The following is a 24,886-nucleotide window of genomic DNA, read 5'->3' as shown; positions in this document are numbered from 1 at the left end:
GGCGGTTGCGTCAGCCATCCTCGAGGGCCGCTAGGCGGGACTCCAGGTGGGTGCGTTCTGTCGGGTTGGTGACCAGCGCGATCGCCGATCGGTAGTTCGTCGCCGCCGCCGGGAGGTCGCCCGCCCGGACCAGGAGCTCGGCGCGGACGGCCGGCACGCGGTGGTGGCGCGGGAGCGCGTCGTCGAGGCCGTCGAGCAGCAGGAGGCCGGCCTCGGGTCCCGACGCCTCCGCGACCGCCACCGCGCGGGCCAGCCGCACGACCGGCGAGCCGGTCAGCGCCTCGAGTTGCGCGTACAGGCCGGCGATCACGTCCCAGCGGGTGTCGGCGGGGGTCGGTGCCGTCGCGTGCTCGGCGGCGATCAGCGCCTGCAGCCGGTACTCCTGCGCGAGCCGGGTCTGGTGGCTGGCCGCGACTGCGGGGGAAGCCGCCGCGCCGGGCTCGCCGGGCGGCGACGAGGCGCCCGCCGGGCGTGCGGCGGAGGTGGGAGGGGCGGGGAGCGACTCCAGGAGGGTGACGCCCTCGGCGATCTCGTCGCGGTGCCAGCGGGAGCGGTCCTGGTCGGGCAGCAGGACGAGCGCGCCGGACGGGTCGAGGCGCGTGTCGCGGCGGGAGTGCTGCAGGAGCAGCAGCGCCAACAGCGAGCGGACGACGGCGCGCCCGGGCAGCAGGCCGTCGAGGACGCGGAGCAGGCGGATGGCCTCGTCGCCGAGGTCGACCCGCAGCGCGACGGGACCCACGCCCGGGTGGTAGCCGGACGTGAAGGCGAGGTAGACGACGGTCGCGACGACGTCGAGCCGCTCGTCCAGACGCTCCGCGGCGGGCGTCGCGAAGGGGATGCCGGAGGACGCGAGGCGCTTCTTGGCGCGGGTGAGCCGGGCGGCCATGGTCGCCTCCTGGACGAGGAGGAGGCGGCCGATCTCGGCGGTCGTGAGGCCGACGACGAACCGCAGCGTCAGCGCGACGCGGTCGTCGGGGGCGATTGCGGGGTGGCAGCAGGCGAAGATCAGCCGGAGCTGCTCGTCGGCCACGTGGGCGCCGGGGTCGACGACGGCCGCGGCGGCGGCGCGCATCTCGTCGTCGACCACCATCAAGGGTTCCTTCCGTCGGGCGACCGCCTCGGACCGGAGCCGGTCGAGGACGCGCCGGCGCGCGGCCGTGAGCAGCCACGCGCCGGTGTTCGTCGGCACCCCGTCCTCCGGCCAGTGCCGGGCGGCCGACTCGAACGCGTCGGAGACGGCGTCCTCGGCCAGGTCGGGGCGCGCGAACTGCCCGATGAGCAGTCCGATCAGGCGCGACCAGTGCGCCTGCCAGGCCTCGGCGAGGGCGTCGTCGGAGACAGAGGTCGAGGTCACCAAGCGGGCCGCACCTCGAACGTGCCGACCGCGGGCAGGGTGTCCAGCACGGCGTCGAGGTCCGACGCCTCGAGCACCCGGATGCCGGTCAGCTCGGACGCCGGCCCCTCGAACGTGCCGTCCCGCAGGGCGCGGTCCTCCACCGACGTCGCCGTGTCCACGGACCCCAGTGTGAGGCCACCGGCCGGCAGCGTCGCGGACCCGTAGGCGAGGACGACGAACCTCACGACGCCGTCAGCGCGTCGTCGCCGTCCACGGGGACGCCGTCGACGAACCGCACCGTCGGCCGGATCTCGACGGACTCGCCGTTGAGCACGAGCGCGGAGACCGCCTCGGTCAGCGCCTCCAGCGAGGTGCGGGCGACCAGGTAGAAGCCGGCCACCTGCTCCGCGGTCTCGGCGTAGGGGCCGTCGCTGACGACGACCCCGGCGCGGCCGTCGGACCGCAGCGCGCGGGCCCGGGACGCCGCACCGAGGGCGCGGGTGGTGACGATCTCCCAGCCCTGGTCGGCGCAGTGCTGCTGGAACCCGCTGTGGGCGGCCCAGGCGCGCTCGCGCTCCTCGGTGGTGAGCGCGGCGTCGCGGGCGTCGTCGCGGTACAGCACCACGGTGAACTCGGCCATGTCAGCTCCTGCTGGTCGGAAGGACGCCTGGTGCGTCCCGCTGCCCCGATGACGGGCGGGACGCACCACGATCGACAACTCACATCTGCGCGATCTCGCGGACCTCGATCGTGTACTCGGGCAGCAGCATGGCGTGCTTGAGCACGGCCTCCCGGTCGGGCGCCGTGACCAGGTAGAAGCCCCCGAGCTGCTCGACGGTCTCCGCGAAGGGGCCTTCGGTGATCTCGGCGTCGTCGCCGGACCGCCGCAGGGTGACGGCCGTGGTCACCGACTGGAGCGCCTCGCTGGCCAGGAACGTCACGCCGAATTCGGCGGCCTGGTCGTCGTAGTCGCCGTGCTGCCGGTAGTACTCGGCCTTCGTCGCCTCGTCGGCCGCGTCCCAGTCGCCCTCGGTGGCGTACATGAGGACGATGAACGTCTTCGGGCTCACGGCTGGCGCACGATCACGGGACGCAGCTCGGCGCCCCCGCCGTCGGTGAGCAGCAGCTCGCCCGTGAGCCGGGCGAGGCCCTGCACGTCGTCGGTCTCGACGATGTAGTAGCCGCCCAGGTGCTCCGCGAGCTCGACGAACGGCCCGTCGGTCACGGTCAGGGCGCCGTCCTCGGCGCGCACGGTCACCGAGCTCTTCGAGAACCCCAGCTCGTCGCCGCCGAGGATCTTGTAGCCGCGCTCGTCGCACGCGGTCGAGTACGCCTCGTGCTCGCCCATGATGCGGTCGCGCACCTCGGGCGACGCGTTCTCCCAGAACGCCTCGTCGCCCCACAGCATGACCATCCAGCGGTCGCTCATGTCGCCGTCTCCCTTCGTCGGTCCCACCCTGCCCGTCGGGGTCATGACGCGCGAGGGTTCCGGAAATCGACAGTCCTTGACAGGCAAGTGAGCGCTTGCCTATAAAGAGGGTGTGGCAGCGGACGTCTTCAAGGCTCTTGCCGACGCCACCCGGCGCGCGATCCTCGACGAGCTCCAGGACCGGGACGGGCAGTCGTTGTTCGAGCTGTGCACGCGGCTGACCATGCGGCACGGGCTGGGCTCGACCCGCCAGGCGGTCTCGCAGCACCTCGACGTCCTCGAGGAGGCCGGCCTGGTGGTCGTCCGCCGCGAGGGCCGCTACAAGTTCCACCACCTCGACACCGGGCCGCTGCGGGAGATCGCCGAGCGGTGGCCCGTCCCCGACGAAGGAGAGACCTCATGATCCGGATCACCGTGACCAGCGTGTTCGTCGACGACCAGAGCGCGGCGCTCGACTTCTACACGGGCGTGCTCGGGTTCGTGCTGAAGAACGACATCCCGCTCGGTGGCGACGACCGCTGGCTGACCGTCGTCTCGCCAGCGTCCCCCGACGGCGTGGAGCTGCTGCTCGAGCCCAGCGGGCACCCCGCGGTCGGCCCGTACAAGGCCGCGCTGGTCGAGGACGGCATCCCGGCGACGTCGTTCGGGGTCGACGACATCCAGGCGGAGTTCGAGCGGCTGACCGCGCTCGGCGTGCGGTTCGTGCAGCCGCCGACGGACATGGGGCCGGTGATCGTCGCGACGCTCGACGACACGTGCGGGAACCTCATCCAGATCGCGCAGATGACCGCCGCTTCCTGATCGACAGGCCGCCCCCCGCGTGTTTCGGTGGTCCGATGAGGACTGCGGTGGTGACGGGCGGCGGGACGGGCATCGGGCGCGCGGTGGCACGGAGGCTCGCGGCCGACGGGGACGACGTGGTGATCGTCGGACGCCGCCGCGAGGTGCTCGAGGAGGCCGCCGCGGGGGCGATGCGGGTGGAGGTCGCGGACCTGCGTGACCCCACGGAGGTGGCCGCGCTCGCGGACCGCCTGGGCGCGGTCGACGTCCTGGTGCTCAACGCCGGCGGCTCGCTCGAGGCCCGGGACGCGAGCCTGGGCGCGACGGCCGAGCTGTGGACCGAGGAGTTCCGGCTCAACGTCCTCACCACCGTGCTGCTGGGCGAGGCCCTGCTGCCGGCCATGCCGCGGCCCGGCGGCCGGATCGTCGCGATGAGCTCGGTGGCCGCCCTGCGCGGCGCTGGCTCGTACGGTGCGGCCAAGGCGGCGATCAACTCCTGGGTCACGGGGACCGCCGCGACCGTCGCCGCCGACGGGATCACCGTGAACGCCGTCGCGCCGGGGTTCGTGCCGGACACCGAGTTCTGGTCCGGGCGGCTCGACGACGCCGAGTACGGACGGCGGCTGGCCCGCGTGCCGATGGGCCGGCCGGGGACGGTCGAGGAGATCGCGGCCGCCGTCGCCTACCTGGCCTCGCCCGGTGCGGGCTGGACCACGGGCCAGGTGCTGGGGGTGCACGGCGGGGCGGTGCTGGCGCGCCTCTGAGAACGATGTATCGGTAGGAGTTGTCAAAGATCTATCGACGATATATCGTTACGTCGTCCGGTCGAGATCGCGAGACCTCCCGGACCCGCCGAGGGCCACCTCGGCCCGGCGGCCCACATCGTCAAGGAGAACTCTCATGCGACACCCCCACACCCACTCCCACGGTCGGTTCACCGGCCCCCAGCTCGACACCACCGACCCGACCGCCCAGCGCGGCCGCAACCGTCGCCGTCGCGGCGACTTCCCCGAGGCCCCCTACGAGGAGGGCTTCGACCCCCGGCGCGGCGGCCCCCGCGGAGCGTTCCCGCACGAGCACCACGAGCACCACGAGCACGGCGGGCACGGCGGGCACGGCGAGTTCCGCGGCCGTGGCGGCTTCGGCCCCGGCGGTTTCGGCCCCGGCGGTCCGCGCGGCTTCGGCGGCGGTCCCGGTGGTCGCGGGCCCGGCCGGCGCGCCGGTCGCGGCGACATCCGCGCCGCGATCCTGCTGCTCCTCGCCGAGGAGCCGATGCACGGCTACCAGCTGATCCAGCAGATCGGCGAGCGGTCGGGCGGCACGTGGCGGCCCAGCCCGGGCGCCATCTACCCGGCGCTCAACCTGCTCGAGGACGAGGGCCTGATCGCCATCACCTCCGAGTCGGGCCGCAAGATGGCCACGCTCACCGAGGCGGGCGGCACCTACGTCACCGCGAACGCCGAGCAGCTGGGCACTCCGTGGGAGGACGCCGCGAGCCGGCCGACCTCCCCCGGTCGCGCCCTGCGTGGCGCCCTCGAGGCGCTCGCCGCGGCGGCCCACCAGGTCGCCCGCACGGGCACGGACCAGCAGGCCACCAAGGCCCTCGAGGTCCTCGACCGCGCGCGCCGGGACCTCTACCTGATCCTGGCCGGCGACCCGGCTCCGACCTCGGAGCCCACCCCGGAGGACTGACCTCCGCATCCCGACGAGGCACCCCCGCGATGGCGGGGGTGCCTCGTCGCGTCCGTAGGGTGCGTCCTCGCGTCCGGCTCGTGGGTGCAGCGATGAGTGCAGGATCCGTCGCCTCCAGGGCCACGAGTGATGCGCCCATGGCTGCACCGCGGGGTCGTGGCGACTCACGACGACCGCGCCGGCCCCCCCGTCCGGAGCTCCGCGGCTCCCCACGCGAACCCGACGGCCGTCACCGCGGCGAGCGCGCCGAGCGCCGGCAGAGCCGCGAGCACCGGGATCAGCGCGACGGTCACCGCCGCGCCGAGCAGCCGGGCGACCGGCCAGCCGGCGCGAGCGGACCGCAGGAAGACGGCGGTCCCGGCGAGGTAGGTGGCCACCCCGCCGGCGAGCGCCGCGGCGCCGAACGTGCCGAACGCCTCGGACGACCCGACCTCCGCCATGGCCTCCTCGACCCCGAGGGCCGCGACGACCACGCCCGCGATCAGCACGTAGTGCAGGTAGGTGTACGCGAGCGTCCCGTACTCGGCGCGGGGCACACCCTCGAGCCGCGCGAGGACGTGCTCGGCCACGTCGGCGGTCCGCAGGAAGTAGACCCACCACAGCACGAGGGCGAGCGCGATGCACAGGACGGCGCCGGCGATCACGGGGACGCCGACCGGCAGGCGGGAGGCGCCGACGCCGATCGCGACCACCGACTCGCCGAGCGCCAGGATGACGACCAGCCCGTAGCGCTCGGCCCAGTGCGCGGGGGAGTGCAGTCGCCAGTCGCCGCCCCACCCGGTCAGGAGCGTCAGCCCCACGTCCCACACCAGCGCGCCGAGCCAGATCCAGGTCTGCGCGGGCTGCCCGACCAGCGCGCCGACCACCAGCAGCACGATCGACGGCAGCATCGCGACGACCTGGGTCAGCAGCACCTGGCGCTGCAGCGCCCGGTCGCCCGCCCCCGCGACCAGGTACAGCGAGGTGTGCACCAGCCGGACGACGGCGTACGCGACGACCAGCACGAGCGGTCCGTCCAGCCCGCCGGGCAGGTCCTCGAACGCCTCGGGCACGGCCAGGGTCGCGACGAAGATCGCGGCCATGGCCACCCCCATCCCCACCCGCAGGATGCCCTGGTCGGCAGGCGACTGGTTGGCGAGCCAGCTGTACGACGTCCACGTCCACCAGAGGAACGCGAGGACGATCAGCGCCTGCAGCACGCCCAGCCCGGAGTGCGTCTCGGCCATCAGGCGGCTGACCTGGGTGAACGCGTACACGTACACGAGGTCGAAGAAGAGCTCGAAGGTGGTGACGCGGTGCCCCTCGTCGGAGGTCCGCAGGCCGAGGCGTCGGATCACGCGCCCACCTTGCCGGACCGTGCTGCCCGGAGGCGAGGGTTCAGGCGAGCGGCGGGGCGAACCGCGCGTGCACCCCGGGCGAGTACAGGACGGAGTCCGGCGGTCGGTCGGCGATCCCCGGCAGGCCGGCGGCGGCGACGAGCTCGTCGTCCAGCGACACCAGGGACGCCCGCCGCAGCGGCCAGGGCTCGTGCTCGTTCGGCACGAACCGGGTCCGGCCGCGCAGCACGGTGTGCATGCCCCACCGCGCCGTGAGGAAGTCCGCCAGCGGGTCGCCGACGACCGGCTCCCGCGTCGGGCGGACCACGATCCGCGACGACGGCCGCGTGCCGGTCAGCCGCGTCGAGCGGTAGTCGATCGCGTCTCCGGTCCGCCGGATCGACATCCGCGCCCACTCGTACGGCACGTTCATCACGGCCCGCGCGCCGAGCACGGTGAGCACGCGCGACGCCTCGAGCGACCGGAACAGCACCCCGCGCCGGCCCTCGTCGTCCACGGTGTAGAGCCGCACGTTGATCTCCGGGAACGTCCCGATGTACGGCAGCGGCGGGCCCGGGACCAGCGTGAACCGGGCCATGCGGAAGGCGATCAGGCCGACCCACGACGAGCCGTCGACCTCGTCGGGCCGCGTGCCCGGGGGCAGCAGCGGCGCGACGTCGTCGGCACCCACCCGCCAGTGCAGGAAGCTGACCCGCTGCCAGTCCTGCGACAGGATCACGCGCCCGGCGAGCGGCGGCGCGGTCGGGCTGATGGGGTCCACCGGGCCACCGTAGGCGCGCCCGCGGGCCAGCTGCGCGCGAGGTCGTGCGTGTGCGACGACGTCGTGCGTTGCCACGCACGACGACGTCCCCAACTCACGACCTCGCAGACCCGAGTCGACGAAGGCCCGTGGCGCACCACGGGTGCGGCCGACGAGAACGGCAGTTCGCCGCGAGAACGGCAGTTCAAGGTGACGTTCTCGCGGCGAAGTGACGTTCTCGGTCGGACAGGGGGCCCGGCGGTCAGCTGGCCGGGATCGTGGAGGTGTCGATGACGAAGCGGTAGCGGACGTCGCTGTTCACCACGCGGTCGTACGCCTTGTCGACGTCGTCGGCACCGATGGTCTCGATGAGCGAGCCGATGCCGTGGGACGCGCAGAAGTCGAGCATCTCCTGGGTCTCGCGGATGCCGCCGATGTTGGACCCGGACAGGTTCCGACGGGCGCCCGTGAGCGAGAAGACGCGGAACGACTGCTTGTTCTCGGGCAGCCCGACGAACACGAGCGAACCCTCGAACCGGAGCAGCGACAGGTAGGCGTCGACGTCGATGTCCGCGCCGACCGTGCTGATGATGAGGTCGAACGACCGGCGCAGGTCGCGGAACGTCTGGCGGTCGCTCGTCGCGAAGTAGTGGTCGGCACCCAGCGCGAGGCCGTCGGCCTGCTTGGACAGCGACTGGCTGAGCACGGTGACCTCGGCGCCGAGCGCGTGCGCGAGCTGGACGCCCATGTGCCCGAGCCCGCCCATGCCGACGATGGCGACCTTCTTCCCCGGGCCCGCGCCCCAGTGCCGAAGTGGGGAGTAGAGCGTGATGCCGGCGCACAGGAGCGGGGCGGCGACGTCCAGGGAGATGCCGGCAGGGATGCGCAGCGCGTAGTTCTCGTCGACCACGATCTGCGTCGAGTAGCCGCCGTAGGTGGGCGAGCCGTCGTAGGCCTTCGAGTTGTAGGTGCCCACGTTGCCGCGCAGGCAGAACTGCTCCTCGCCGGCCAGGCACATCTCGCACTCGCGGCACGAGTCGACGAAGCAGCCGACACCGGCGCGGTCGCCGACGGCGTGCTTGGTGACGCCCGAGCCGACGGCCGAGACGACGCCGGCGATCTCGTGCCCGGGGACCATCGGGAAGGTCGCCTTGCCCCACTCCTCGCGGGCCTGGTGGATGTCGGAGTGGCAGATGCCGGCGTAGGCGATGTCGATGAGGACGTCGTGCTCACCCAGCTCGCGGCGCTCGACGGTGCCGCGCTCGAAGGGGGCGCCGGCGGCGGGCGTGAGCAGGGCGGGAACGGTCAGGGACACAGGGGTCTCCTCAGAAGGACGGCGGGGTGGCTGGTCCCATCATGCGCCAGCGGCGATCCACGTGCGTGTCAGCGACTGCACCGCGGACCCGTCGAGGTCCGCCAGCTTGGTGCCCGCGAACGCCCGGGCGGTCGGCGAGGTCTGCACGCGCACGGGCGGGTCCTCGTCCATGAGGAGCTCGACCAGCAGGGCGGCGACGTCGTCGGCGGACTGCGCGTGCGCGAACGCACCCGCGGTCCGCTCGAGGTACGCGGCGAGCAGCGGCCCGTACACGTCGTCGGTGGCCGACGACGGGCGCCCCACGTTGGCGACGAACTCGCTGGCCACGGCCCCGGGCTCGACGATCATCACGGCCACGCCCACCGCGGCGGCCACGGGCGCGAGGCTCTCGAGGAACCCCTCGACGGCGAACTTGGCGGCGCAGTAGGCGTCGTTGAAGGGCTGCCCGACGACGCCCCCGACCGAGCTGATGGTGAGCAGCCGCCCGCCGGACGCACGCAGGTGCGGCATGGCGGCCTGCGTCATCCGCACGACCCCGAAGTAGTTGAGCTCCATGCACGAACGGAACGCGTCCATGCCGAGCGTCTCGGCGGTCCCGACCTGCCCCCCGCCGGCGTTGTTGACCACCGCGTCCAGCGAACCGTGGTCTGCGACGACGGCCGCGACGGTGTCGAGCACCCCCGCGTCGTCGGTGACGTCGAGCCGACGGATGTCGAGCGGGAAGCCGGCGCCCCGCTCGCGGAGCTCGCCGGCCTTCGCGAGGTCCCGCATGGTCGCCACGGTGGTCCAGCCCGCGTCCGCGGCCGCGAGCGCGGTCTCGAGCCCGATGCCCGTCGACGTGCCGGTGATCAGGACGGTGGGCATGAGGACCTCCGGGGACGACGAGGGCGGGCGGATCCATGATCCGCCCGCCCGTGCCGATCCGCTCAGTCCTGCGCCAGCCCCACGGTGTGCCCGTCGATGTCCGTGAGCGTCGCGATCGTCCGCGTGCCGCCCACCTGGGTCGCGTCCTGGATCACCGTCGCGCCCGCGGCGACGAGCGCGTCGCGGGTCGCCGCGAGGTCCTCGACGTGCCAGTAGTAGACCGGTCCGGCGCTCACGTCGCCGTGGGGGTTCAGGCCGAAGTGCTGCCCGGCGACCTCGAAGCCGACGTAGTACGGCGCGTCGTGGGCCGGCTCGATGCCCAGCAGCTTCGTGTAGAACGCCTTCGAGGCGGCCAGGTCGCTCACCGGGACCACCACGGTCTTGATGCCATCGGTCATGATCGTGCTCCTTCGTGTCGTGATCAGCGGGCGGTGGTTCTGCCGCCCTCGATTGTCTGACGGACGAGCCCCGACGAGTGTGACGGCCGACCGCAGGACGATGTCGATCTCCGCCGCGCGGCTGAGGTGGTGGGACCGGCCCAGAGGCCACCATGACGCCATGACGACCGCCGTGCTCACCGCTGCGCCACCCCGCACGAGCTCCCGCTGGCGGGACTGGGTGCCGTCGATCGCCGCAGCGTCGCTGGTCGCGGGGTTCTTGCTCATCACCCCCCGGATCGTCGACTACGCGACGATCCCCGGCGGGACGTCCTGGTCGACGCCGGGCGGCGCGGACCCGTTCACCGTGGTGGCCGGCGTGAGCGTGGTGGCCGGTGTCCTCCTCGGCCGGCGGTGGCCGATGTGGGCGACGGCATTGACCTTCCTCCCGTTCCTCCAGGTGCCGTGGAACGGCGGGTTCGTGTGGGGCTGGTGGCTCGGCATGCTGGCCGTGGCCGCGCTCGCCGCGCTGGACGGCGTCCGCCGCGCGATCGTGCCGACGGCCGCCACCCTGCTCGTCGCGGCCTGGTACTGCGGTACGGAGACCCCCGCGTTCCTGCCCATCGGCGCGGTCACCTCGGGGACGGGCTCGGGTTACGAGTGGGGCACCCTCGCCATCTACTCCTTCTGGGTCCTGGCCGTGGTCGGCGTCGCGGCGGCCATCGGTACCACGAGGCGCTCCCGGCTGCGGGAGGCCGAGGCCGAGCTCACCGAGCAGCACGCCCTCCAGGTCGAGTCCCTCGCCGGTGAACGAGCCCGGCTGGCCCGCGACCTGCACGACGTCGTCGCGCACCACGTCTCCCTCGTCGCGGTCCGCGCGGAGTCGGCGCCCTACCTCCACCCGGGCCTGAACGACGATGCCCGCGGGGTCCTGGCGGCGATCGCTCTCGACGCCCGCGAGGCGCTGACCGAGCTGCGCCAGGTGCTCGTCGTCCTGCAGCGCACGTCCGACGACGGTGATCGCACCCCTCAGCCGACGGCGTGCGACGTGGACACGCTGGTGGCCAGCGCCGTCGCGGCGGGGCAGACGGTCGAGCTCGAGGGGGCGTGGCACGACGTCCCGCCGGCCGTCGGGTACGTGCTCTACCGCGCGGTGCAGGAGGGCCTGACCAACGCGCGGCGGCACGCACCGGGCACGTCGACGACGCTGGTGCGGACGCAGACCGACAGTGCCGCCGGGTTCCGCATGAGCAACCCGACGGACGCCGCCGCTGCCGACGGACGCGGCCTCGTCGGCATGCGGGAGCGCGTGGAGGCGCTCGGTGGCACCATGACGGCGGTGGTCGTCGACAAGGAGTTCGTGCTCGAGATCGTCGTGCCCACGTGACCCGCGTCGTGGTCGCCGACGACCAGCCGGTCGTCCTGCAGGGCTTCGCCGCGATCATCGGCGCGGCCCCGGACCTCGAGGTGGTCGGCGCCGCGACGGACGGCCGAGAGCTGCTCGACCTGGTCGCCCGAGAGCGGCCGGACGTCGCGGTGGTCGATGTCCGGATGCCGGTGCTCGACGGCATCGCGGCGACGGCACAGATCAGCGCGCAGCACCCGGGCACCCGTGTCCTGATCCTCACGACGTTCGATCTGGACGAGTACGTCTACGACGCCCTGCGCGCGGGAGCCAGCGGATTCCTGCTCAAGGACGTGACGGCGGACAGGTTGGTGGAGGCGGTCCGGATGGTCGCGGAGGGGTCGATGCTGCTGGGCCCGACGGTCACGCGGCGGCTCGTCGAGGACTTCACGACGCGGACGCCACAGCGGACGCCGGTGAAGGGCCTCGCCGACCTCACGCCCCGCGAGCGCGAGATTCTCGGGGCCGTGGCCCGGGGGTTGTCCAACGCCGAGATCGCCGCGGAGCTCTGGATCGCCGAGCCGACGGTGAAGTCCCACGTGTCGGAGGCGTTGCGGAAGCTGGGCTGCCGTGACCGGGTCCAGCTCGTGATCGCGGCGTACGAGTCCGGGTTGGTCAGCTGACGCGTCGGCCGGCGTACAGCAGGTGGCCCGCGGTGCCCAGGATGCTCGGGTCCTCGGCGAGGTCGACCAGCCGGTCGAGCAGCCGCAGGTAGGCCGCCGGCTGCTCGACGCGCAGCGCCTCGAACCCGTCCTCGACCCCCGTGAGGAACCCGTGGGTCGAGGCGAGCAGGACCGGGTCGAACCCGTGCGACGAGAAGAACGGCTCGACGGCGGACGGCTCGACGCCGAACACCTGCGTGAACCGGCCGGGCACCGCGTTGTCGAAGACGCCGTCGTCGAGGACGCGGTCGAGGAACGCCGGGTCGGCCAGCTGCCAGCGCTCGTCGGGCAGCGAGAGCAGCCGCCGCAGCGACACGTACCGCGGCATGAGCGCGACGGCGACCAGGCCACCGGGCCGGATCACGCGTGCCAGCTCGTCGGCGGCCCTGGACCGGTCGGCGGGACTGGTCAGGTGGTACATCGGACCGAGCGAGAGGACGGCGTCGAACGTCCCGTCGTCCCACCGGGAGAGGTCGCGGGCGTCGATCTCGACCACCTCGCGGACGGTGCCGGCGGGCAGCGACGACGCGGCGATCTCGAGCAGCTCGGGGGACAGGTCGGCCAGCGTGACGTCCCAGCCCAGCTCGGCCAGCCAGACGGAGTACGGTCCCGTGCCGCCGCCCAGGTCGAGCGCGCGCCCGGGCTCGCCGAGGTGCGGCTCGAGCAGCCGCGTGGTCAGCACGCGCTCCAGGAGCCCCTCGGCGGAGAGCAGCCGGTCACGCTCGTGCTGGCTCTTCGCCGCGTAGTACGCCCGGACCGCGGCCGCGTCCATCAGGCCCGCTTCACCAGCGCGAGCACGCCCCACCCGAGGTACGGGCGCTGGTACGTCACGTACGCCAGCGGTGCCGTCGAGAGCTCCTCGCGGAACGCGGGGGCGAGGGGGTCGTCGGGGTGCTCGTCGAGGAACCGGCGCATGTTGAGCCACTGCGCGGCGACGTACCGGTCCCAGCTGGCCTCGTCGGCCAGCACCATCTCGACCAGGTCCCAGCCGGCGTCGCGCGTCTCCTCGACCAGGCCCGGCAGGGTGCGGAAGTCGCCGATCAGGGTCCGCGCCGCGGCGGGGGGCTCGGAGCGCCAGAACGGCTCGCCCACCAGCGCGATCCCGCCCGGCCGCAAGGACCGCTCGAGCAGGGCCAGGGTGCCGACCACGCCGCCGCCGATCCACGTCGCCCCCACGCACGCGGCGACGTCGACGGCCGTGTCCGCGACGTAGTCGGAGGCGTCGGCCTGGACGAACGTCACCGCGACCCCGAGCGCGGTGGCGCGCTCGCGGGCCGCGGCGACGAACGGTGGGTTGAGGTCGACGCCCGTGCCGACGACCCCGTGGTCGCGGGCCCACGTGCAGAGCAGCTCACCTTTGCCGCACGCGAGGTCGAGCACCGTGTCGCCCGCGCGCAGGTGCAGCGCGCGGCCGAGGGTCGCCAGCTGGGCGTCCGTGAACGGGTCGAGGATCCGGTGCGTGCTCTCGCGGATCGTGTGGTGGCGGAGCGGGTCGGTCATGGCCCGGACGCTACGACCGGTCGGTCGGTCGAGCGAGGTCAATACCTCACTGGTCGCGGTAGCGGACCGCCTTCGCCAGCGCCGCGCGCATGCCGTCGGCGTCGTAGGGCTGCACGTAGGCGGGCTCGTCGCGCTGGGCGCGCCAGCCCTCGGCCAGCTCGCCCGCGTCGACGACGTCGAACCCGAACTGCTCGATCAGTGCGGACACCGTGGCCTTGGCGTCGGCGGAGTCGCCCGCGATCGACAGCGCGCGGCGGTTCGGCGTCCCCGCGGGCACGCCCTGCGAGCCCAGGTCGTTGAACGCGATGTTGTTGAACGCCTTCACCACGTGGGACTCCGGCAGGTGGCTCTGGAGCAGCTCCGACACGGTGGTCGACTCGTTGTCGAGCGCCTCGATCTGCCCGTCGCGCTGCGGGTAGTAGTTGTTGGTGTCGATGACGACCTTGCCGACGAGGGGCTGCACGGGGACGTCGGGGACGTTCTTGGTCGGGATGGTCACCACGACGATGTCGCCGGCGGCCGCCGCCTCGGCCGGGGTGCCGGCCCGCGCGCGGTCGCCCAGCTGCTGCACCAGGTCTGTGAGAGTCTCCGGCCCGCGGGAGTTGCTGACGACGACGTCGTAGCCGTTCTCGATCGCGAGCTGGGCGAGGGTGCCGCCGATGTGTCCGGCGCCGATGAATCCGATGGTGGTCATGGGTCACCGCAACCTCCGCGTCGGTCGCCCTGTTCCCGCGTAGCCTCGGCGGGTGACCCGCTCCGCACCGCACCCGTGGCACGGGACGCCGGTGCCGGGCGCCCCGACGGTCGTCGTGGGCGTGCTCCCGCACCAGTCCCCGGCGGTCGTCCACCAGGCCGCGAGCCTCGCCCGGTCGCTGGGCGCCGGGCTCGTCTGCGTCTGGTCCGACCCCGCGCGGACCTTCGTCGCCCAGGAGCCCGACGGCACGCTGGTCACCACCCCGCTGGACCCGGACCACGCCGACAGCCAGGAGGGCGACGGCGTGGCCGAGACCGCGACGGCGGCGCAGGTCGCGAGCCACCTGGAGGGCGTCGAGCTGCCGTGGCGGTTCGTCTACACCGTGGGCGAGGCGTCCCGCGCGCTGGCGCGGGTGGCCCAGGAGGTCGGCGCGACGATGATCGTGATCGGCAGCCGGCGCCCGGGGCTCGGCGGCTGGATGAACCACCTCATCGGCGGGTCGACCGCCGGGCACCTCGCGCACACGCAGCCCCTGCCGGTCACGATCGTGCCGTTGACACCCGAGGAGCCGTCTCGGTGACCCGACCGCCTCACCTCGACCCGAGGCTGGTCGCGGTCGTCGCGCTCGGCGGTGCGCTGGGCACGACCGCGCGGTGGGCGCTGACCGAGGCCGTCGGCACGTCGGCCTCGGGCTGGCCGACCGCGACGTTCGTCGAGAACGTGCTCGGCTCGTTCCTGCTGGGCGCCCTGCTCGAGGCGCTGCTGCGGCGCGGGTCGGAGTCGCGACGCGGGCGGCTCGTGCGGCTCGGGGCGGGGACCGGCGTGCTCGGCGGCTTCACCACGTTCAGCAGCCTCGCCCTCGAGATGGAGCGCCTGATCGCCGCCGGCCAGGTGACGATGTCGCTGGTCTACGGCGCCCTCAGCGTGGTCCTCGGGCTGCTCGCGTGCGTCGCGGGGATCGCGCTCGCGGCCCGGCACCACACGTGGCGGCAGGCGCGATGACCGTCCTGCTCATCGCCGTGCTCGGCGGCATCGGCGCCGCGACGCGGTTCGTCGTCGACGGCTCCGTGCGCAGCCGGTGGACCCGCGCGTTCCCGGTGGCCACGCTCGTGGTCAACGTCTCGGGGTCCTTCCTCATCGGCCTGCTGAACGGCGCGCACCTCTACCACGGGCTCGGTCCCACGTGGCTGGCGATCGCCGCGACGGGGTTCTGCGGCGGGTACACCACGTTCTCGACCGCCATGGTGGAGACGGTCCGGCTGATTCAGGCGGGGGAGGTGCGCCGCGCGACCGTGAACGCCGTGGGATCTGTGCTGCTCTGCCTCGGCGCCGCCGCCCTGGGCGTCGGGCTGATGGCGCTCTGACGCACGGTCGTGCTATTCATGTCGTATGTCCAAGGGTGAGGCGACGCGGCAGGCGGTGATCGACCAGGCGGTCGAGATCGCCGGGCGCCTCGGTGTCTCCGGGTTGACCATCGGCACGCTCGCCTCGGCGACCGACCTGTCGAAGAGCGGCCTGTACGCCCACTTCCGTTCCAAGGAGGCGCTGCAGCTCGCGGTGCTGGCCCGCGCGCGGGAGGACTTCGTCGACCAGGTGATCCGGCCGGCTCTTGGGGCACCGCGCGGCGAGCCGCGGGTCCGGGTGCTGTTCGAACGCTGGCTGACCACCTCGTCGTCGGGCGCCGCGGGCTGCCTGTTCGTGTCGGCGGCCACCGAGTTCGACGATCAGCCCGGACCGGTGCGCGACCAGCTCGTGCGGGACCACTGGGACCTGCAGGACACGCTCGCGCAGGTGTACCGGTCCGGCGCGAAGGACGGGGCGTTCCGCGAGGACCTCGCGCCGGAGCAGTTCGCCCACGACATGCACGGCCTGCTGCTCGCCCACTTCCACGCGTTCCGGCTGCTGCGCGACCCGGCCTCCGAGTCCCGCACGCGGTTCGCCTTCGAGCGGCTCATGCAGTCGCTCCTCCGCACCGACTGACCCCCGAAGGAGCACGCCATGACCTCCCCGTCGACCGAAAAAAGCACGACCGTTCGTACGCAACTGCCCCCGATCCCCCCGCTGGTCAGCTCCGCGGTCGGCGCGCTCGACCGGGTCGCGCCGGAGCTCGTGGCCCGCGGCGCCCTGCGGTTGTGGTGCCGGCCGGCCCGCGCGACGCACCGGCCGACGATCCCGGGCGGCACGGCGTTCCGGGTGGGCCCGATCGTCGGCCAGACGTGGGGCGACGGCCCCGCCGTCTACCTGGTGCACGGCTGGGGTGGTCACCGCGGCCAGCTCGCCTCGCTGGTCGAGCCCCTGGTCGCGGCCGGGCTGAGGGTGGTGGCCTACGACGCCCCCGCCCAGGGCGACTCGGGCGCGGGCGATCTCGGGCGTCGGCGGACGACCCTGCCCGAGATGATGTCCGCCCTGGACACGGTGATCGCCGCGCAGGGTCCGGCGCATGCCGTCGTCGGGCACTCGATGGGTGCGGCGGCCAGCGCGCTCGCCGTGCTGGACGGCACGGCGACGCAGCGGCTCGTGCTGGTGACGCCGCTGGCGGACCCGAGCACGTACACCGTCGGCTTCGCCCACACCCTGGGCTTCAGCGAGCGGACCCGGCACCGGTTCGTCGTCCGGATGGAGGCCCTCGCCGGCCGTCGGCTGGCCGACCTCGACATCCCGGTCCGGGCGGCGAACGCCGGTCGACCTCTGCCCGCCGCGCTGATCCTGAGCGACCGAGACGACAAGGAGGCCGACCACGCGGACGGCGCCCGGATCGCGCGCGCGTGGCCCGGTGCGGAGCTGGTGGTCAGCGAGGGCCTCGGGCACAGGCGGATCCTGCGCGACGAGGAGACGATCAAGCGGATCGTCGAGTTCGCCTCGGACTAGTCGTCGTCGGCCACCAGCAAGGCGCTGACGGGCGTCGGGCAGGCGTCCCCGCGCCACGCCTCGAGGCCCTCGTGCACCGCGAACCCCGCGATCACCAGAGCGGCGAGCGGGTCGGCCCACGCCCAGCCGAGCGTGCTGTTGAGCACCAGCCCGACCAGCAGCACCGCGGACAGGTAGGCGCAGATCAGGGTCTGCTTCGAGTCGGCCACGGCGGACGACGAGCCGAGCTCGCGCCCCGTGCGGCGCTCGAACCACGAGAGGACCGGCATCACGACGAGGCTGACGGCGGCCAGCGCGATGCCCACGGTCGAGTGCTCCGGTGACGACTGCCCGAGCAGGGTCCGCGCGGCGTCGACCGTCACGACCAGCGCGAGGCCGAAGAACGACACGGCGATGAGCCGCAGCGCGGTGCGCTCCCGGGTCTCGGGGTCGGGCGCGGCGAACTGCCAGGCGACGGCGGCCGCGGACAGCACCTCGACCACCGAGTCGAGCCCGAAGGCGATCAACGCCGCCGACGAGGCGACCCGCCCGGCCGCGAGTGCGACGACGCCCTCGACCACGTTGTAGGTGATCGTCAGTGCGACGACCCAGCGGATACGTCGTTGGAGGACCGCGCGACGGGTCACGAGCACGTGCACCCGTCCGTGCCGCAGCAGGTCGGGTCGACCGCGACGACGAGGCGCAGCAGGTCGTCGAGCGCCGGCGCCAGGTGGGGGTCGGCGAGCCGGTACCAGGTGCGCCGGCCGTCGGGGATCGCCTCGACCAGGCCGCAGCCGCGCAGGCAGGCGAGCTGGTTGGACATGACCTGGCGCGAGACGCCGAGCGCGTCCGCGAGGTCCGACGGGTAGGCGGGTGCCTCGCGCAGCGCGAGCAGGACCCGGGTCCGGGTCTCGTCGGACAGCGCGTGCCCGAGGCGCGCGAGCGCGGCCGTGTGCGTGAGCGTGACCGTCTCCATGAGAGCGAGAGTACAGCGTTCCCTGAACCGATCGATTTATTGCGTATCTACGCAATAATGGATGGATGCTCGCCGCCCTCGCCCACCCGGTCTACCGACGCCTGTTCGGCGCCCAGGTGGTCGCGCTCGCGGGGACCGGCCTGGCGACGGTCGCCCTCGGCCTGCTCGCGTACGACCTCGCGGGCGCCGACGCCGGCGCCGTGCTGGGGACGGCGTTCGCGATCAAGATGCTCGCGTACGTCGTCGTCGCGCCGGTCGCCGCCGTCGTCGTCGCCCGGGCTCCCCGGCGCGCGGTGATGATCGGCTCGGACCTCCTGCGCCTCGCGGTGGCGCTCGCCCTGCCGTTCGTCGGTGAGGTCTGGCAGGTGTTCGCCCTGATCTTCGTCCTGCAGGCGGCGTCGGCGACGTTCACGCCGACCTTCCAGTCGGTGATCCCGCAGGTCCTGCCCGACGAGGGCGACTACACCGCGGCCCTCTCCTTGTCCCGCCTGGCCTACGACCTCGAGGCCGTCCTGTCGCCCGTGCTCGCGGCCGCGCTGCTGCTCGTCGTGCCGGCGGACGCGCTGTTCGTCGGGACGGCGGCCGGGTTCGCCGGCTCCGCGCTGCTGGTGAGCTCGGTCGTCCTGCCGCGCGGTCCCGCGCCGTCCACCGCACCGTTCCGCGCGAGGGTGCGCCGGGGTGCCGACATCCTCGTCCGCACGCCCGCGCTCCGCCCGATCCTCGCGCTCAACCTCGTCGTCGCGGCGGCCGGCGCGTTCGTCCTGGTGCAGACCGTGGTCATCGTCCGCGGGGTGCTCGGGCTGGGGGACGGGGTCGTCGCCCTGGTGCTCGCCGCCAACGGTCTCGGCTCGATGGCCGCCGCGCTGTCGCTCCCGCGCGTGCTCCGTCGGCTCCCGGAGCGCCCGGTCATGCTCGGCGGAGCGGTCGTGCTCTGCCTCGCGACCGCCGCCGCCCCGCTCGCGCTGCACCACCTGGCGGCCGTGTGCGTCCTGTGGGTGCTGGTCGGGCTCGGCTGGGCCGCCGTCGAGACCCCGGTCGGGCGCCTCGTGCGCCGGGAGGTCCCCGCCGACGACCTGCCCGCCGCGTTCGCCGCGCAGTTCTCGCTCTCGCACGCGTGCTGGCTGGTCACCTACCCGCTGGCGGGCTGGCTCGGCGCGGTCGGCCTCCCGCTCGCCGCCGTGGTCCTGGCGGTCGTCGCGACGGCAGGCACGATCGCCGCGGTGGCGCTCTGGCCCGCGCGGGTGGTGAGCCTGCGATCATGACCACGATGGCCACGACCCCCGCCGACGCCGACCTCGACCACGCGGTCGACATCCTCCGCCTGCTCGCGGACCGCACGCGCCTGGCGGTGCTCGCGATGCTGGACGGCACCGAGATGTCGGTGAGCGCGCTCGCCGAGGCCCTCGACCGGCCCACCCCCGCGGTCTCGCAGCACCTGGCGAAGCTGCGCGCGGGGCGCCTGGTCACCGCACGTCGAGAGGGCACGACGATCTACTACTCGCAGGCGAACGAGCACGTGTCCGCCCTGGTCACCAACGTGCTGCAGCACACGGAGCACACCCTGTACCCGGTGCCGCCGCACCACCGCTAGGTCAGAGGCGCTTCTCGACGAGGACGACGTCCCGCCACTGGTCGGCGCGCGGCCCGTACGTCATCCGCCCCAGCCGCTCCCGTGTGCCCACCACGCGGAAGCCGGCAGCCGCGTGGACCGCGAGGCTGCTCTCGTTCTCGGGGAAGATCCCGGACTGCACCGTCCACACGCCCTTCTCCCGGGCGCCGTCGAGGAGGGCCTGCAGGAGCGCGCGGCCGATGCCGCGGTGCTGGGCGGCCGGGTCGACGTACACCGAGTGCTCGATCACCCCGGCGTAGGCGCAGCGGTCGGAGACCGACGAGGCCGCGGCCCAGCCGACCACCGCGCCGTCGAGGTCCAGGGCGACCAGCCGGTGGTCGGGCAGCCGGCCGGCGTCGAAGGCGTCCCAGGAGGGCGGCGCCGACTCGAAGGTCGCGTGCCCGGTCGCGATGCCCGCCGCGTAGATGCGCTCGACCGCGGGCCAGTGCGCCGGGGTCATCGGGACGATCTCGACGCTCATGCGTCGGCTCCGGCCGTCAGGTGCGTCCCCAGCTGATGGGTGACGGCCTCGAGCGCGCCCGGCACGACCGCGTAGTAGGCCCAGACCCCGCGCTTGTCGCGCGTGATCAGCCCGGCGTCGACCAGCACCTTGAGGTGGTGCGACACGGTCGGCTGGCTCAGGCCCACCGGGTCGGTCAGGTCGCACACGCAGGCCTCGGACCCGTCGTGCGCGGCGATCAGCGACAGCAGCCGCAGCCGCGCCGGGTCGGCGAGCGCCTTGAGAACCTGGGAGAGGTCCGCGGCGGCCCGCTCCGAGATCGCGTCCCGGGTGCGCGGTGTGCAGCAAGCGGCGGGCGCGGCGGAGGCAAGGGGCAGCAGGTCGAGAGCCATGGGACCCATCCTGCCTCAGACATTGACACATGTCGATGTCTCGGGCACGGTACATATCGATGGTTGTCGATGCCTGAGGAGGCGGACGAGATGGACGACGTGCGGGAGCAGGTGCGGCAGCGGTACGCGCTGGCCGCGGTGCAGGCGGACGGGTGCTGCAGCGCAGGGAGCTGCGCGCCGGGCTCGGTCGAGGTCGACGAGCGGTTCGGGGCGGGCCTCTACGACGCGCAGGACGCGGTGAGCCTCCCGCCCGAGGCGCTCGCCGCGTCGCTCGGGTGCGGCAACCCGCTCGCCGTGGCGGAGCTGCGCGCCGGTGAGCGCGTGCTCGACCTGGGCTCGGGCGGCGGGATCGACGTCCTGCTCTCGGCTCGTCGCGTCGGTCCGACGGGCTTCGCCTACGGGGTCGACATGACGGACGAGATGCTCGACCTGGCCCGCGCGAACGCCGGCCGGGCGGGCGCCACCAACGTCGAGTTCCGCAAGGGGACCATCGAGGACCTGCCGCTGGACGACGCCGTGGTCGACGTCGTCATCTCCAACTGCGTGGTCAACCTGTCCACCGACAAGCAGGCGGTGCTGACCGAGGCGTACCGCGTGCTCGTCCCCGGCGGCCGCGTCGGCATCTCGGACGTCGTCGCCGAGGACCACCTCACGCCGCAGGAGCGCGCCGAGCGCGGGTCGTACGTCGGCTGCATCGCCGGGGCGCTGTCGCGCACCGAGTACCTCGACGGCCTCGCGGCCGCGGGCTTCACGGACACCGAGGTCACCTTCACCCACCAGGTCGCGGACGGCATGCACGGTGCCGTCGTCCGCGCCCGCAAGCCGTCCACCGAGGAGTAGTCATGCACCCCGAGCTGTTCGCCCTGCTTCACCAGGAGCGCGAGAGGGAGCTCGAGGCCGACCTGCGCCGCCGGCTCGCCCTCCGCGAGCGCGCAGGGGCGCCTGCCCCGCGACGCCCGGGTCCCGGGTTGCTCGTCCGGATCAGGCGCGCCGTCCCTCGTCGCCAGGCGGCGCCGTCGGCGATCTGCTGCGCCACCGCCTGACCGGACGCGACCGCGCTCATTCCGCGTGGGCGCGATCGCGTCCCCGGCGCAGCGCCCACGCGCCCGCCCCGACCAGCGCCACGGCCGCGCCACCGAGCACGGAGGCGAGCGGCAGGGTCACCGCGAGCACCACGCACCCGGCCAGCCCGAGCACCGCGACCCAGCGCGGCGGGCGGCCCTCGTCGGGAGCCAGGCGCAGCGCGCTCGCGTTGGTGAGCGCGTAGTACGTCAGCACGCCGAACGACGAGAAGCCGATCGCGCCGCGCACGTCGAGGGTGGCGACGAGGACGACCACGACGGCCGCCACCGCGAGCTCGGCGCGGTACGGCACGGCGTGCCGGGGATGGATCGCCGCGAGGAACGGCGGGAGCTCGCGTTCCCGCGCCATGGCGAGCGTCGTGCGCGACACCCCGAGGATCAGGGCCAGCAGCGCGCCGAGCGAGGCGACCGCCGCGCCGACCTGCACGACCGGGCTCAGCGCGGCGAGCGACCCGGCCTCGACCACCGCGCGCAGCGGCGCGGTGGTCGCCGCGAGCCCGTCGGCGCCGACCGCCAGCAGGGCGCTGACCCCGACGACGACGTACACGACCAGCACGATGCCGAGCGCGACCGGGATGGCCCGCGGGATGGTGCGGCGCGGGTCCACCACCTCCTCGCCGAGCGTCGCGATCCGCGCGTAGCCGGCGAACGCGAAGAACAGCAGCCCCGCGGACTGCAGGATGCCGCGCAGGTCGCCGCCGGGGAACGGGCTCAGCCGGGCGGTGCTCGCGGTGCCGCCGGCCAGGGCGGCCACGACGACGACCGCCAGAGTGACCAGCGTGAGCGCGACGATCACGCGTGTGACCAGGGCCGACTTCTGCACGCCGCGGTAGTTCAGGGCGGTGAGTGCGACGACCGCGAGGATGCCGACCAGCCGCTCGTGCCCCGGCGCGGCGTAGGACGCGAACGTCAGCGCCATCGCCGCACAGCTCGCGGTCTTGCCGACGACGAACGACCACCCGGCCTGGAACCCCCAGAACGGGCCGAGGCGACGACGCGCGTAGACGTAGGTCCCGCCGGACGCCGGGTGGACGGCCGCCAGCCGCGCGGACGACGTGGCGTTGCAGAACGCCACCACCGCGGCGATGCCGAGCCCGATGAGCAGACCCGACCCGGCGGCCTGCGCAGCCGGCGCGAACGCCGCGAAGACCCCGGCGCCGAGCATCGCGCCCAGCCCGATGACGACGGCGTCGGTGACCCCGAGCCGCCGGACGAGCGCGGTCACGCGCCGACGGCCTGGACGCCCAGCTCGTCGAGGAGCGTGAGGATCCGCCCGCGGATCTCGTCGCGGATCGGACGCACCGACTCGATCCCCTGACCGGCGGGGTCCTCGAGCACCCAGTCCTCGTACCGCTTGCCCGGGAAGTACGGGCACGCGTCGCCGCAGCCCATCGTCACGACGACGTCCGACGCCTGCACGGCCTCCGTCGTGAGGACCTTGGGCTGCTCGGCGCGGATGTCGATCCCGACCTCGGCCATGGCGTCGACCGCGACGGCGTTGACCCGGTCGGCCGGCATCGACCCGGCCGACCGGACCTCGACCGCGCCGCCGGACAGGGCGGTGAGGAAGCCCGCCGCCATCTGGGACCGGCCCGCGTTGTGGACGCAGACGAACAGGACGCTGGGCGTGGTCATGACTCTCCAGGGGTGTCGAGCGAGGCGAGCAGGCGGCGGACGCGGGCGTCGATGTCGGCGCGGATGGCCTCGACGCCTGCGGGGGACGCGAGGGCCGGGTCGCCGACGGCCCAGTCCTCGTAGCGGATGCCGGGGTAGACCGGGCAGACGTCGCCGCAGCCCATGGTCACGACGACGTCGGCGGCACGGACCGCGTCGTCGGTCAGCGGCTTCGGGAACCCGTCGGCACCCAGGGCCTCGAGCTCCGGGCGGACGTGGGTGTGGATGGCTGCCGCGGGCCGCGACCCCGCCGAGCGCGCCAGGACGGTGGTGCCGGCGTAGTGCTGCAGCAGGGCGGCGGCCAGCTGCGAGCGGCCCGCGTTCGCGACGCAGACGAACAGCACCCGCGGCACGGTCGATCCGCCCTCGATGCGGGCCAGGTCGTCGAGCCGCTGCCGCGCGAACCGGTCCGTCAGCCCGACGAGCTGGGCACCGACCCCGGCGGTCCGCGCGAGCGCGGTGGACGAGTCGCGGACGACGTCCCGCACGCGCGCCGGGTCGAGCGTGGGGTAGCGGGGGGCGAGCGCGGCCGCGACGGCGTCGAGGTCGTGGTCGAGGTCGGGCTGCGGCTGGGGCGGCCGGGAGTCGACCGCGGCGAACCCCTCCAGCACCGCGCGCACCGCGACCCGGTGGTCGGGGGCGATCCGGTACCAGACCCAGGTCCCGCGCCGCTCGGCCGTGACCAGGCCGGCGTCCCGGAGCACCTTGAGGTGGTGCGACACGGTCGGCTGCGACACGTTCGTGAGCTCGCTGATGTCGAGGACGCACGCCTCGCCGGACGGGCTCGCGGCGATCAGCGAGAGCGCCCGCAACCGCAGCGGGTCGGCCAGCGCCTTGAGCGCCCGCGCCACGTCGTGCGCGGCGGGCGCGCTCATCGCGATGGTCGAGGTCACGCTGCCTATATTGATGAATCTCGATGCAGACGTCAAATGCCTCTCCGCGGCGGCGCACTCACGAGCCGGGCGGCGGATGCCGATGCGGTGGTGGCGGCCACCGATCGAAGGAGCCCAGTGCGAGCAGCGTGGACCGTGTACGCGGTGACCGGAGTGCTGGTGCTCTCGGCATGCCAGTCCGGCGAGTACCTGACCGCCACGCCCGTCCAGCCGACGGCCGCCGCACCCGCCGCACCCGCCGCCCCCGCCGCACCCGCCGCCTCGGAGGCCGCCGACCCGAAGGCCACCCCGTCTCCGACCGCCGTGGCCGTCGACGCACGCTGGGCCGACGCGTACGCCGCCGCCTACTACGCCATGGAGTACCTGCTCGAACCCGAGGACCTCGCGCGGATCGCCGCCAGATGGGGCGCGGCCGTCACGGCACAGTTCGGCGAGGGCGCCGTCACCGCGGACCCCGCGCTGTTCGCCCCGTGGAGCACCGACGGGGGCTGGACGCCGATGCTCGACAACGACGTCGACGTGGTCGGCGGCGATCCGGCGGCCGTCCGGGCGGGCCTGGAGGCGGCCGCGGCGCGGTTCTTCCTCGTCGATGGCGACGGTGTGGAGCATCCCTGGGCAGAGGCGGAGGACCCCGAGGTCGTCGAGACCCTGATCGTGGCGTACGTGAGCCCGGTCGAGGACGACGGCACCGGCCTCGGCTACTCCATCGACACCCAGGGTGCCGGCTACCCCGAGGCGGCGCGGACCATGATGACGATCCTCGTCGAGGAGCTCGAGCGGGCGGGTGTCGTCGGCGCCCGCCTGGTGCCGATCCCCGACTGAC

At 73.9% G+C, this 24,886-nt stretch carries 36 protein-coding genes; 16 read left to right on the top strand and 20 right to left on the bottom strand.

Features of this window, described 5'->3' with window-relative positions; translation table 11 throughout:
• Nucleotides 1–10: 10 nt before the first annotated feature.
• From AC1DT4_RS04815 to AC1DT4_RS04795, 5 genes are all read right to left on the bottom strand, one after another.
• Nucleotides 11–1,354, bottom strand: a complete 1,344-nt coding sequence (locus AC1DT4_RS04815; RefSeq protein WP_477088629.1) for an RNA polymerase sigma factor — start codon at nt 1,352–1,354, stop codon at nt 11–13.
• Nucleotides 1,351–1,581: a hypothetical protein gene (locus AC1DT4_RS04810; protein ID WP_477088628.1), complete on the bottom strand. Its 231-nt coding sequence runs from the start codon at nt 1,579–1,581 to the stop codon at nt 1,351–1,353. Before AC1DT4_RS04810 ends, AC1DT4_RS04815 begins: the two co-directional genes overlap by 4 nt.
• Nucleotides 1,578–1,976 (bottom strand): YciI family protein, encoded by a 399-nt coding sequence (locus AC1DT4_RS04805; protein ID WP_477088627.1) that lies wholly within the window; start codon nt 1,974–1,976, stop codon nt 1,578–1,580. Before AC1DT4_RS04805 ends, AC1DT4_RS04810 begins: the two co-directional genes overlap by 4 nt.
• 79 nt (nt 1,977–2,055) lie before the next feature.
• Nucleotides 2,056–2,406 carry a YciI family protein gene (locus AC1DT4_RS04800; protein ID WP_477088626.1) on the bottom strand — a complete coding sequence of 117 codons (351 nt, stop codon included), beginning with the start codon at nt 2,404–2,406 and terminating at the stop codon, nt 2,056–2,058.
• Nucleotides 2,403–2,765 carry a YciI family protein gene (locus tag AC1DT4_RS04795; protein WP_477088625.1) on the bottom strand — a complete coding sequence of 121 codons (363 nt, stop codon included), beginning with the start codon at nt 2,763–2,765 and terminating at the stop codon, nt 2,403–2,405. Before AC1DT4_RS04795 ends, AC1DT4_RS04800 begins: the two co-directional genes overlap by 4 nt.
• 112 nt (nt 2,766–2,877) lie before the next feature.
• Here AC1DT4_RS04795 and AC1DT4_RS04790 point away from each other — a divergent pair, with 112 nt between their 5' ends.
• The 4 genes from AC1DT4_RS04790 (at nt 2,878) to AC1DT4_RS04775 (ending at nt 5,237) form a co-directional block, all read left to right on the top strand.
• Nucleotides 2,878–3,168, top strand: a complete 291-nt coding sequence (locus AC1DT4_RS04790; RefSeq protein WP_477088624.1) for an ArsR/SmtB family transcription factor — start codon at nt 2,878–2,880, stop codon at nt 3,166–3,168.
• The gene (locus AC1DT4_RS04785) at nt 3,168–3,566 is read left to right on the top strand and encodes a VOC family protein (RefSeq protein ID WP_477088745.1); all 399 of its coding nucleotides are present in this window, start codon (nt 3,168–3,170) and stop codon (nt 3,564–3,566) included. Before AC1DT4_RS04790 ends, AC1DT4_RS04785 begins: the two co-directional genes overlap by 1 nt.
• 35 nt (nt 3,567–3,601) lie before the next feature.
• Entirely contained in the window at nt 3,602–4,309 is a 708-nt protein-coding gene (locus AC1DT4_RS04780; RefSeq protein WP_477088623.1) for an SDR family NAD(P)-dependent oxidoreductase, read from the top strand.
• 136 nt (nt 4,310–4,445) lie between these two features.
• Nucleotides 4,446–5,237: a PadR family transcriptional regulator gene (locus AC1DT4_RS04775; protein WP_477088622.1), complete on the top strand. Its 792-nt coding sequence runs from the start codon at nt 4,446–4,448 to the stop codon at nt 5,235–5,237.
• A 164-nt stretch (nt 5,238–5,401) separates the two neighbouring features.
• Here the strand turns inward: AC1DT4_RS04775 and AC1DT4_RS04770 are convergent, their stop codons facing one another.
• The 5 genes from AC1DT4_RS04770 to AC1DT4_RS04750 all read right to left on the bottom strand — a co-directional run bounded on the left by AC1DT4_RS04770 (nt 5,402) and on the right by AC1DT4_RS04750 (nt 9,890).
• Nucleotides 5,402–6,574 (bottom strand): low temperature requirement protein A, encoded by a 1,173-nt coding sequence (locus tag AC1DT4_RS04770; RefSeq protein ID WP_477088621.1) that lies wholly within the window; start codon nt 6,572–6,574, stop codon nt 5,402–5,404.
• Between the two features lie 40 nt (nt 6,575–6,614).
• Nucleotides 6,615–7,334, bottom strand: a complete 720-nt coding sequence (locus AC1DT4_RS04765; protein ID WP_477088620.1) for a YqjF family protein — start codon at nt 7,332–7,334, stop codon at nt 6,615–6,617.
• A 241-nt stretch (nt 7,335–7,575) separates the two neighbouring features.
• Complete coding sequence (locus AC1DT4_RS04760; RefSeq protein ID WP_477088619.1) at nt 7,576–8,628, bottom strand: NAD(P)-dependent alcohol dehydrogenase; 1,053 nt, start codon at nt 8,626–8,628, stop codon at nt 7,576–7,578.
• Nucleotides 8,629–8,667: 39 nt separating this feature from the next.
• The gene (locus tag AC1DT4_RS04755) at nt 8,668–9,492 is read right to left on the bottom strand and encodes an SDR family NAD(P)-dependent oxidoreductase (RefSeq protein WP_477088618.1); all 825 of its coding nucleotides are present in this window, start codon (nt 9,490–9,492) and stop codon (nt 8,668–8,670) included.
• A gap of 62 nt (nt 9,493–9,554) precedes the next feature.
• Entirely contained in the window at nt 9,555–9,890 is a 336-nt protein-coding gene (locus AC1DT4_RS04750; RefSeq protein ID WP_477088617.1) for a VOC family protein, read from the bottom strand.
• Between the two features lie 160 nt (nt 9,891–10,050).
• On the opposite strand from AC1DT4_RS04750, the gene AC1DT4_RS04745 reads away from it, so the two are divergent.
• Both AC1DT4_RS04745 and AC1DT4_RS04740 read left to right on the top strand, forming a co-directional pair.
• Complete coding sequence (locus AC1DT4_RS04745; protein ID WP_477088616.1) at nt 10,051–11,256, top strand: sensor histidine kinase; 1,206 nt, start codon at nt 10,051–10,053, stop codon at nt 11,254–11,256.
• Nucleotides 11,253–11,897: a response regulator gene (locus AC1DT4_RS04740; protein ID WP_477088615.1), complete on the top strand. Its 645-nt coding sequence runs from the start codon at nt 11,253–11,255 to the stop codon at nt 11,895–11,897. The genes AC1DT4_RS04745 and AC1DT4_RS04740 overlap by 4 nt, the downstream gene beginning before the upstream one ends.
• On the opposite strand, the gene AC1DT4_RS04735 is transcribed toward AC1DT4_RS04740, so the two are convergent.
• Genes AC1DT4_RS04735 through AC1DT4_RS04725 form a run of 3 tightly spaced genes read right to left on the bottom strand, consistent with a single transcriptional unit; the run spans nt 11,890 to nt 14,130 of the window.
• Nucleotides 11,890–12,708 (bottom strand): class I SAM-dependent methyltransferase, encoded by an 819-nt coding sequence (locus AC1DT4_RS04735; RefSeq protein ID WP_477088614.1) that lies wholly within the window; start codon nt 12,706–12,708, stop codon nt 11,890–11,892. The two genes, AC1DT4_RS04740 and AC1DT4_RS04735, sit on opposite strands and share 8 nt — an antisense overlap.
• Entirely contained in the window at nt 12,708–13,436 is a 729-nt protein-coding gene (locus tag AC1DT4_RS04730; protein ID WP_477088613.1) for an SAM-dependent methyltransferase, read from the bottom strand. Before AC1DT4_RS04730 ends, AC1DT4_RS04735 begins: the two co-directional genes overlap by 1 nt.
• Before the next feature lie 46 nt (nt 13,437–13,482).
• Complete coding sequence (locus AC1DT4_RS04725) at nt 13,483–14,130, bottom strand: NADPH-dependent F420 reductase (protein ID WP_477088612.1); 648 nt, start codon at nt 14,128–14,130, stop codon at nt 13,483–13,485.
• 52 nt (nt 14,131–14,182) lie between these two features.
• On the opposite strand from AC1DT4_RS04725, the gene AC1DT4_RS04720 reads away from it, so the two are divergent.
• The 5 genes from AC1DT4_RS04720 to AC1DT4_RS04700 are packed head-to-tail and all read left to right on the top strand — an operon-like array spanning nt 14,183 to nt 16,998.
• Entirely contained in the window at nt 14,183–14,710 is a 528-nt protein-coding gene (locus AC1DT4_RS04720; RefSeq protein WP_477088611.1) for a universal stress protein, read from the top strand.
• Nucleotides 14,707–15,132 carry a fluoride efflux transporter FluC gene (locus AC1DT4_RS04715; protein WP_477088610.1) on the top strand — a complete coding sequence of 142 codons (426 nt, stop codon included), beginning with the start codon at nt 14,707–14,709 and terminating at the stop codon, nt 15,130–15,132. The genes AC1DT4_RS04720 and AC1DT4_RS04715 overlap by 4 nt, the downstream gene beginning before the upstream one ends.
• Complete coding sequence (gene crcB / locus AC1DT4_RS04710; protein ID WP_477088609.1) at nt 15,129–15,494, top strand: fluoride efflux transporter CrcB; 366 nt, start codon at nt 15,129–15,131, stop codon at nt 15,492–15,494. The genes AC1DT4_RS04715 and crcB overlap by 4 nt, the downstream gene beginning before the upstream one ends.
• Before the next feature lie 25 nt (nt 15,495–15,519).
• Complete coding sequence (locus AC1DT4_RS04705; RefSeq protein ID WP_477088608.1) at nt 15,520–16,110, top strand: TetR/AcrR family transcriptional regulator; 591 nt, start codon at nt 15,520–15,522, stop codon at nt 16,108–16,110.
• An 18-nt stretch (nt 16,111–16,128) separates the two neighbouring features.
• Nucleotides 16,129–16,998 carry an alpha/beta fold hydrolase gene (locus AC1DT4_RS04700; protein ID WP_477088607.1) on the top strand — a complete coding sequence of 290 codons (870 nt, stop codon included), beginning with the start codon at nt 16,129–16,131 and terminating at the stop codon, nt 16,996–16,998.
• Here AC1DT4_RS04700 and AC1DT4_RS04695 read toward each other — a convergent pair.
• Both AC1DT4_RS04695 and AC1DT4_RS04690 read right to left on the bottom strand, forming a co-directional pair.
• Nucleotides 16,995–17,630 carry a cation diffusion facilitator family transporter gene (locus tag AC1DT4_RS04695; RefSeq protein WP_477088606.1) on the bottom strand — a complete coding sequence of 212 codons (636 nt, stop codon included), beginning with the start codon at nt 17,628–17,630 and terminating at the stop codon, nt 16,995–16,997. The genes AC1DT4_RS04700 and AC1DT4_RS04695 overlap by 4 nt on opposite strands.
• On the bottom strand, nt 17,621–17,953 hold the full coding sequence (locus tag AC1DT4_RS04690) for an ArsR/SmtB family transcription factor (RefSeq protein ID WP_477088605.1): 333 nt from the start codon (nt 17,951–17,953) through the stop codon (nt 17,621–17,623). The genes AC1DT4_RS04695 and AC1DT4_RS04690 overlap by 10 nt, the downstream gene beginning before the upstream one ends.
• A gap of 65 nt (nt 17,954–18,018) precedes the next feature.
• Here AC1DT4_RS04690 and AC1DT4_RS04685 point away from each other — a divergent pair, with 65 nt between their 5' ends.
• Complete coding sequence (locus tag AC1DT4_RS04685) at nt 18,019–19,215, top strand: MFS transporter (RefSeq protein WP_477088604.1); 1,197 nt, start codon at nt 18,019–18,021, stop codon at nt 19,213–19,215.
• A gap of 5 nt (nt 19,216–19,220) precedes the next feature.
• Nucleotides 19,221–19,544, top strand: coding sequence for an ArsR/SmtB family transcription factor (locus AC1DT4_RS04680; RefSeq protein ID WP_477088603.1), 324 nt, complete (start codon nt 19,221–19,223; stop codon nt 19,542–19,544).
• A gap of 1 nt (nt 19,545) precedes the next feature.
• Here AC1DT4_RS04680 and AC1DT4_RS04675 read toward each other — a convergent pair whose 3' ends face one another.
• Entirely contained in the window at nt 19,546–20,043 is a 498-nt protein-coding gene (locus AC1DT4_RS04675; RefSeq protein ID WP_477088602.1) for an N-acetyltransferase family protein, read from the bottom strand.
• Complete coding sequence (locus AC1DT4_RS04670; protein WP_477088601.1) at nt 20,040–20,414, bottom strand: ArsR/SmtB family transcription factor; 375 nt, start codon at nt 20,412–20,414, stop codon at nt 20,040–20,042. Before AC1DT4_RS04670 ends, AC1DT4_RS04675 begins: the two co-directional genes overlap by 4 nt.
• A 90-nt stretch (nt 20,415–20,504) precedes the next feature.
• Here AC1DT4_RS04670 and arsM point away from each other — a divergent pair, with 90 nt between their 5' ends.
• Nucleotides 20,505–21,254: an arsenite methyltransferase gene (gene arsM / locus AC1DT4_RS04665; protein ID WP_477088744.1), complete on the top strand. Its 750-nt coding sequence runs from the start codon at nt 20,505–20,507 to the stop codon at nt 21,252–21,254.
• Between the two features lie 2 nt (nt 21,255–21,256).
• Complete coding sequence (locus tag AC1DT4_RS04660) at nt 21,257–21,457, top strand: hypothetical protein (protein ID WP_477088600.1); 201 nt, start codon at nt 21,257–21,259, stop codon at nt 21,455–21,457.
• Between the two features lie 16 nt (nt 21,458–21,473).
• Here AC1DT4_RS04660 and AC1DT4_RS04655 read toward each other — a convergent pair whose 3' ends face one another.
• Genes AC1DT4_RS04655 through AC1DT4_RS04645 form a run of 3 tightly spaced genes read right to left on the bottom strand, consistent with a single transcriptional unit; the run spans nt 21,474 to nt 24,045 of the window.
• Nucleotides 21,474–22,721 (bottom strand): APC family permease, encoded by a 1,248-nt coding sequence (locus AC1DT4_RS04655; protein WP_477088599.1) that lies wholly within the window; start codon nt 22,719–22,721, stop codon nt 21,474–21,476.
• Nucleotides 22,718–23,131: an arsenate reductase ArsC gene (locus AC1DT4_RS04650; RefSeq protein ID WP_477088598.1), complete on the bottom strand. Its 414-nt coding sequence runs from the start codon at nt 23,129–23,131 to the stop codon at nt 22,718–22,720. The genes AC1DT4_RS04655 and AC1DT4_RS04650 overlap by 4 nt, the downstream gene beginning before the upstream one ends.
• Nucleotides 23,128–24,045: a metalloregulator ArsR/SmtB family transcription factor gene (locus AC1DT4_RS04645; protein ID WP_477088743.1), complete on the bottom strand. Its 918-nt coding sequence runs from the start codon at nt 24,043–24,045 to the stop codon at nt 23,128–23,130. Before AC1DT4_RS04645 ends, AC1DT4_RS04650 begins: the two co-directional genes overlap by 4 nt.
• Before the next feature lie 162 nt (nt 24,046–24,207).
• Between AC1DT4_RS04645 and AC1DT4_RS04640 the strand changes: the two genes are divergently transcribed.
• The gene (locus AC1DT4_RS04640) at nt 24,208–24,885 is read left to right on the top strand and encodes a hypothetical protein (RefSeq protein WP_477088597.1); all 678 of its coding nucleotides are present in this window, start codon (nt 24,208–24,210) and stop codon (nt 24,883–24,885) included.
• The last annotated feature ends 1 nt before the right edge of the window (nt 24,886 follow it).

The organism is Cellulomonas sp. P4_D11 (genome assembly GCF_056401915.1).
The sequence above is the reverse complement of the archived record's forward strand: the minus strand, read 5'-3'. Positions and strand labels throughout refer to the sequence as shown.

Excerpts from the sequence above, each read along its gene's own strand:
- AC1DT4_RS04670 (WP_477088601.1), bottom strand. The coding sequence starts at position 20,414 with ATGGCTCTCGACCTGCTGCCCCTTGCCTCCGCCGCGCCCGCCGCTTGC.
- AC1DT4_RS04755 (WP_477088618.1), bottom strand. The coding sequence starts at position 9,492 with ATGCCCACCGTCCTGATCACCGGCACGTCGACGGGCATCGGGCTCGAG.
- AC1DT4_RS04735 (WP_477088614.1), bottom strand. The coding sequence starts at position 12,708 with ATGGACGCGGCCGCGGTCCGGGCGTACTACGCGGCGAAGAGCCAGCAC.
- AC1DT4_RS04650 (WP_477088598.1), bottom strand. The coding sequence starts at position 23,131 with ATGACCACGCCCAGCGTCCTGTTCGTCTGCGTCCACAACGCGGGCCGG.
- AC1DT4_RS04700 (WP_477088607.1), top strand. The coding sequence starts at position 16,129 with ATGACCTCCCCGTCGACCGAAAAAAGCACGACCGTTCGTACGCAACTG.
- AC1DT4_RS04645 (WP_477088743.1), bottom strand. The coding sequence starts at position 24,045 with ATGAGCGCGCCCGCCGCGCACGACGTGGCGCGGGCGCTCAAGGCGCTG.
- AC1DT4_RS04705 (WP_477088608.1), top strand. The coding sequence starts at position 15,520 with ATGTCCAAGGGTGAGGCGACGCGGCAGGCGGTGATCGACCAGGCGGTC.
- AC1DT4_RS04750 (WP_477088617.1), bottom strand. The coding sequence starts at position 9,890 with ATGACCGATGGCATCAAGACCGTGGTGGTCCCGGTGAGCGACCTGGCC.
- AC1DT4_RS04680 (WP_477088603.1), top strand. The coding sequence starts at position 19,221 with ATGGCCACGACCCCCGCCGACGCCGACCTCGACCACGCGGTCGACATC.
- AC1DT4_RS04660 (WP_477088600.1), top strand. The coding sequence starts at position 21,257 with ATGCACCCCGAGCTGTTCGCCCTGCTTCACCAGGAGCGCGAGAGGGAG.
- crcB (WP_477088609.1), top strand. The coding sequence starts at position 15,129 with ATGACCGTCCTGCTCATCGCCGTGCTCGGCGGCATCGGCGCCGCGACG.
- AC1DT4_RS04775 (WP_477088622.1), top strand. The coding sequence starts at position 4,446 with ATGCGACACCCCCACACCCACTCCCACGGTCGGTTCACCGGCCCCCAG.
- AC1DT4_RS04805 (WP_477088627.1), bottom strand. The coding sequence starts at position 1,976 with ATGGCCGAGTTCACCGTGGTGCTGTACCGCGACGACGCCCGCGACGCC.
- AC1DT4_RS04780 (WP_477088623.1), top strand. The coding sequence starts at position 3,602 with ATGAGGACTGCGGTGGTGACGGGCGGCGGGACGGGCATCGGGCGCGCG.
- AC1DT4_RS04675 (WP_477088602.1), bottom strand. The coding sequence starts at position 20,043 with ATGAGCGTCGAGATCGTCCCGATGACCCCGGCGCACTGGCCCGCGGTC.
- AC1DT4_RS04725 (WP_477088612.1), bottom strand. The coding sequence starts at position 14,130 with ATGACCACCATCGGATTCATCGGCGCCGGACACATCGGCGGCACCCTC.
- AC1DT4_RS04685 (WP_477088604.1), top strand. The coding sequence starts at position 18,019 with ATGCTCGCCGCCCTCGCCCACCCGGTCTACCGACGCCTGTTCGGCGCC.
- AC1DT4_RS04690 (WP_477088605.1), bottom strand. The coding sequence starts at position 17,953 with ATGGAGACGGTCACGCTCACGCACACGGCCGCGCTCGCGCGCCTCGGG.
- arsM (WP_477088744.1), top strand. The coding sequence starts at position 20,505 with ATGGACGACGTGCGGGAGCAGGTGCGGCAGCGGTACGCGCTGGCCGCG.
- AC1DT4_RS04745 (WP_477088616.1), top strand. The coding sequence starts at position 10,051 with ATGACGACCGCCGTGCTCACCGCTGCGCCACCCCGCACGAGCTCCCGC.
- AC1DT4_RS04795 (WP_477088625.1), bottom strand. The coding sequence starts at position 2,765 with ATGAGCGACCGCTGGATGGTCATGCTGTGGGGCGACGAGGCGTTCTGG.
- AC1DT4_RS04730 (WP_477088613.1), bottom strand. The coding sequence starts at position 13,436 with ATGACCGACCCGCTCCGCCACCACACGATCCGCGAGAGCACGCACCGG.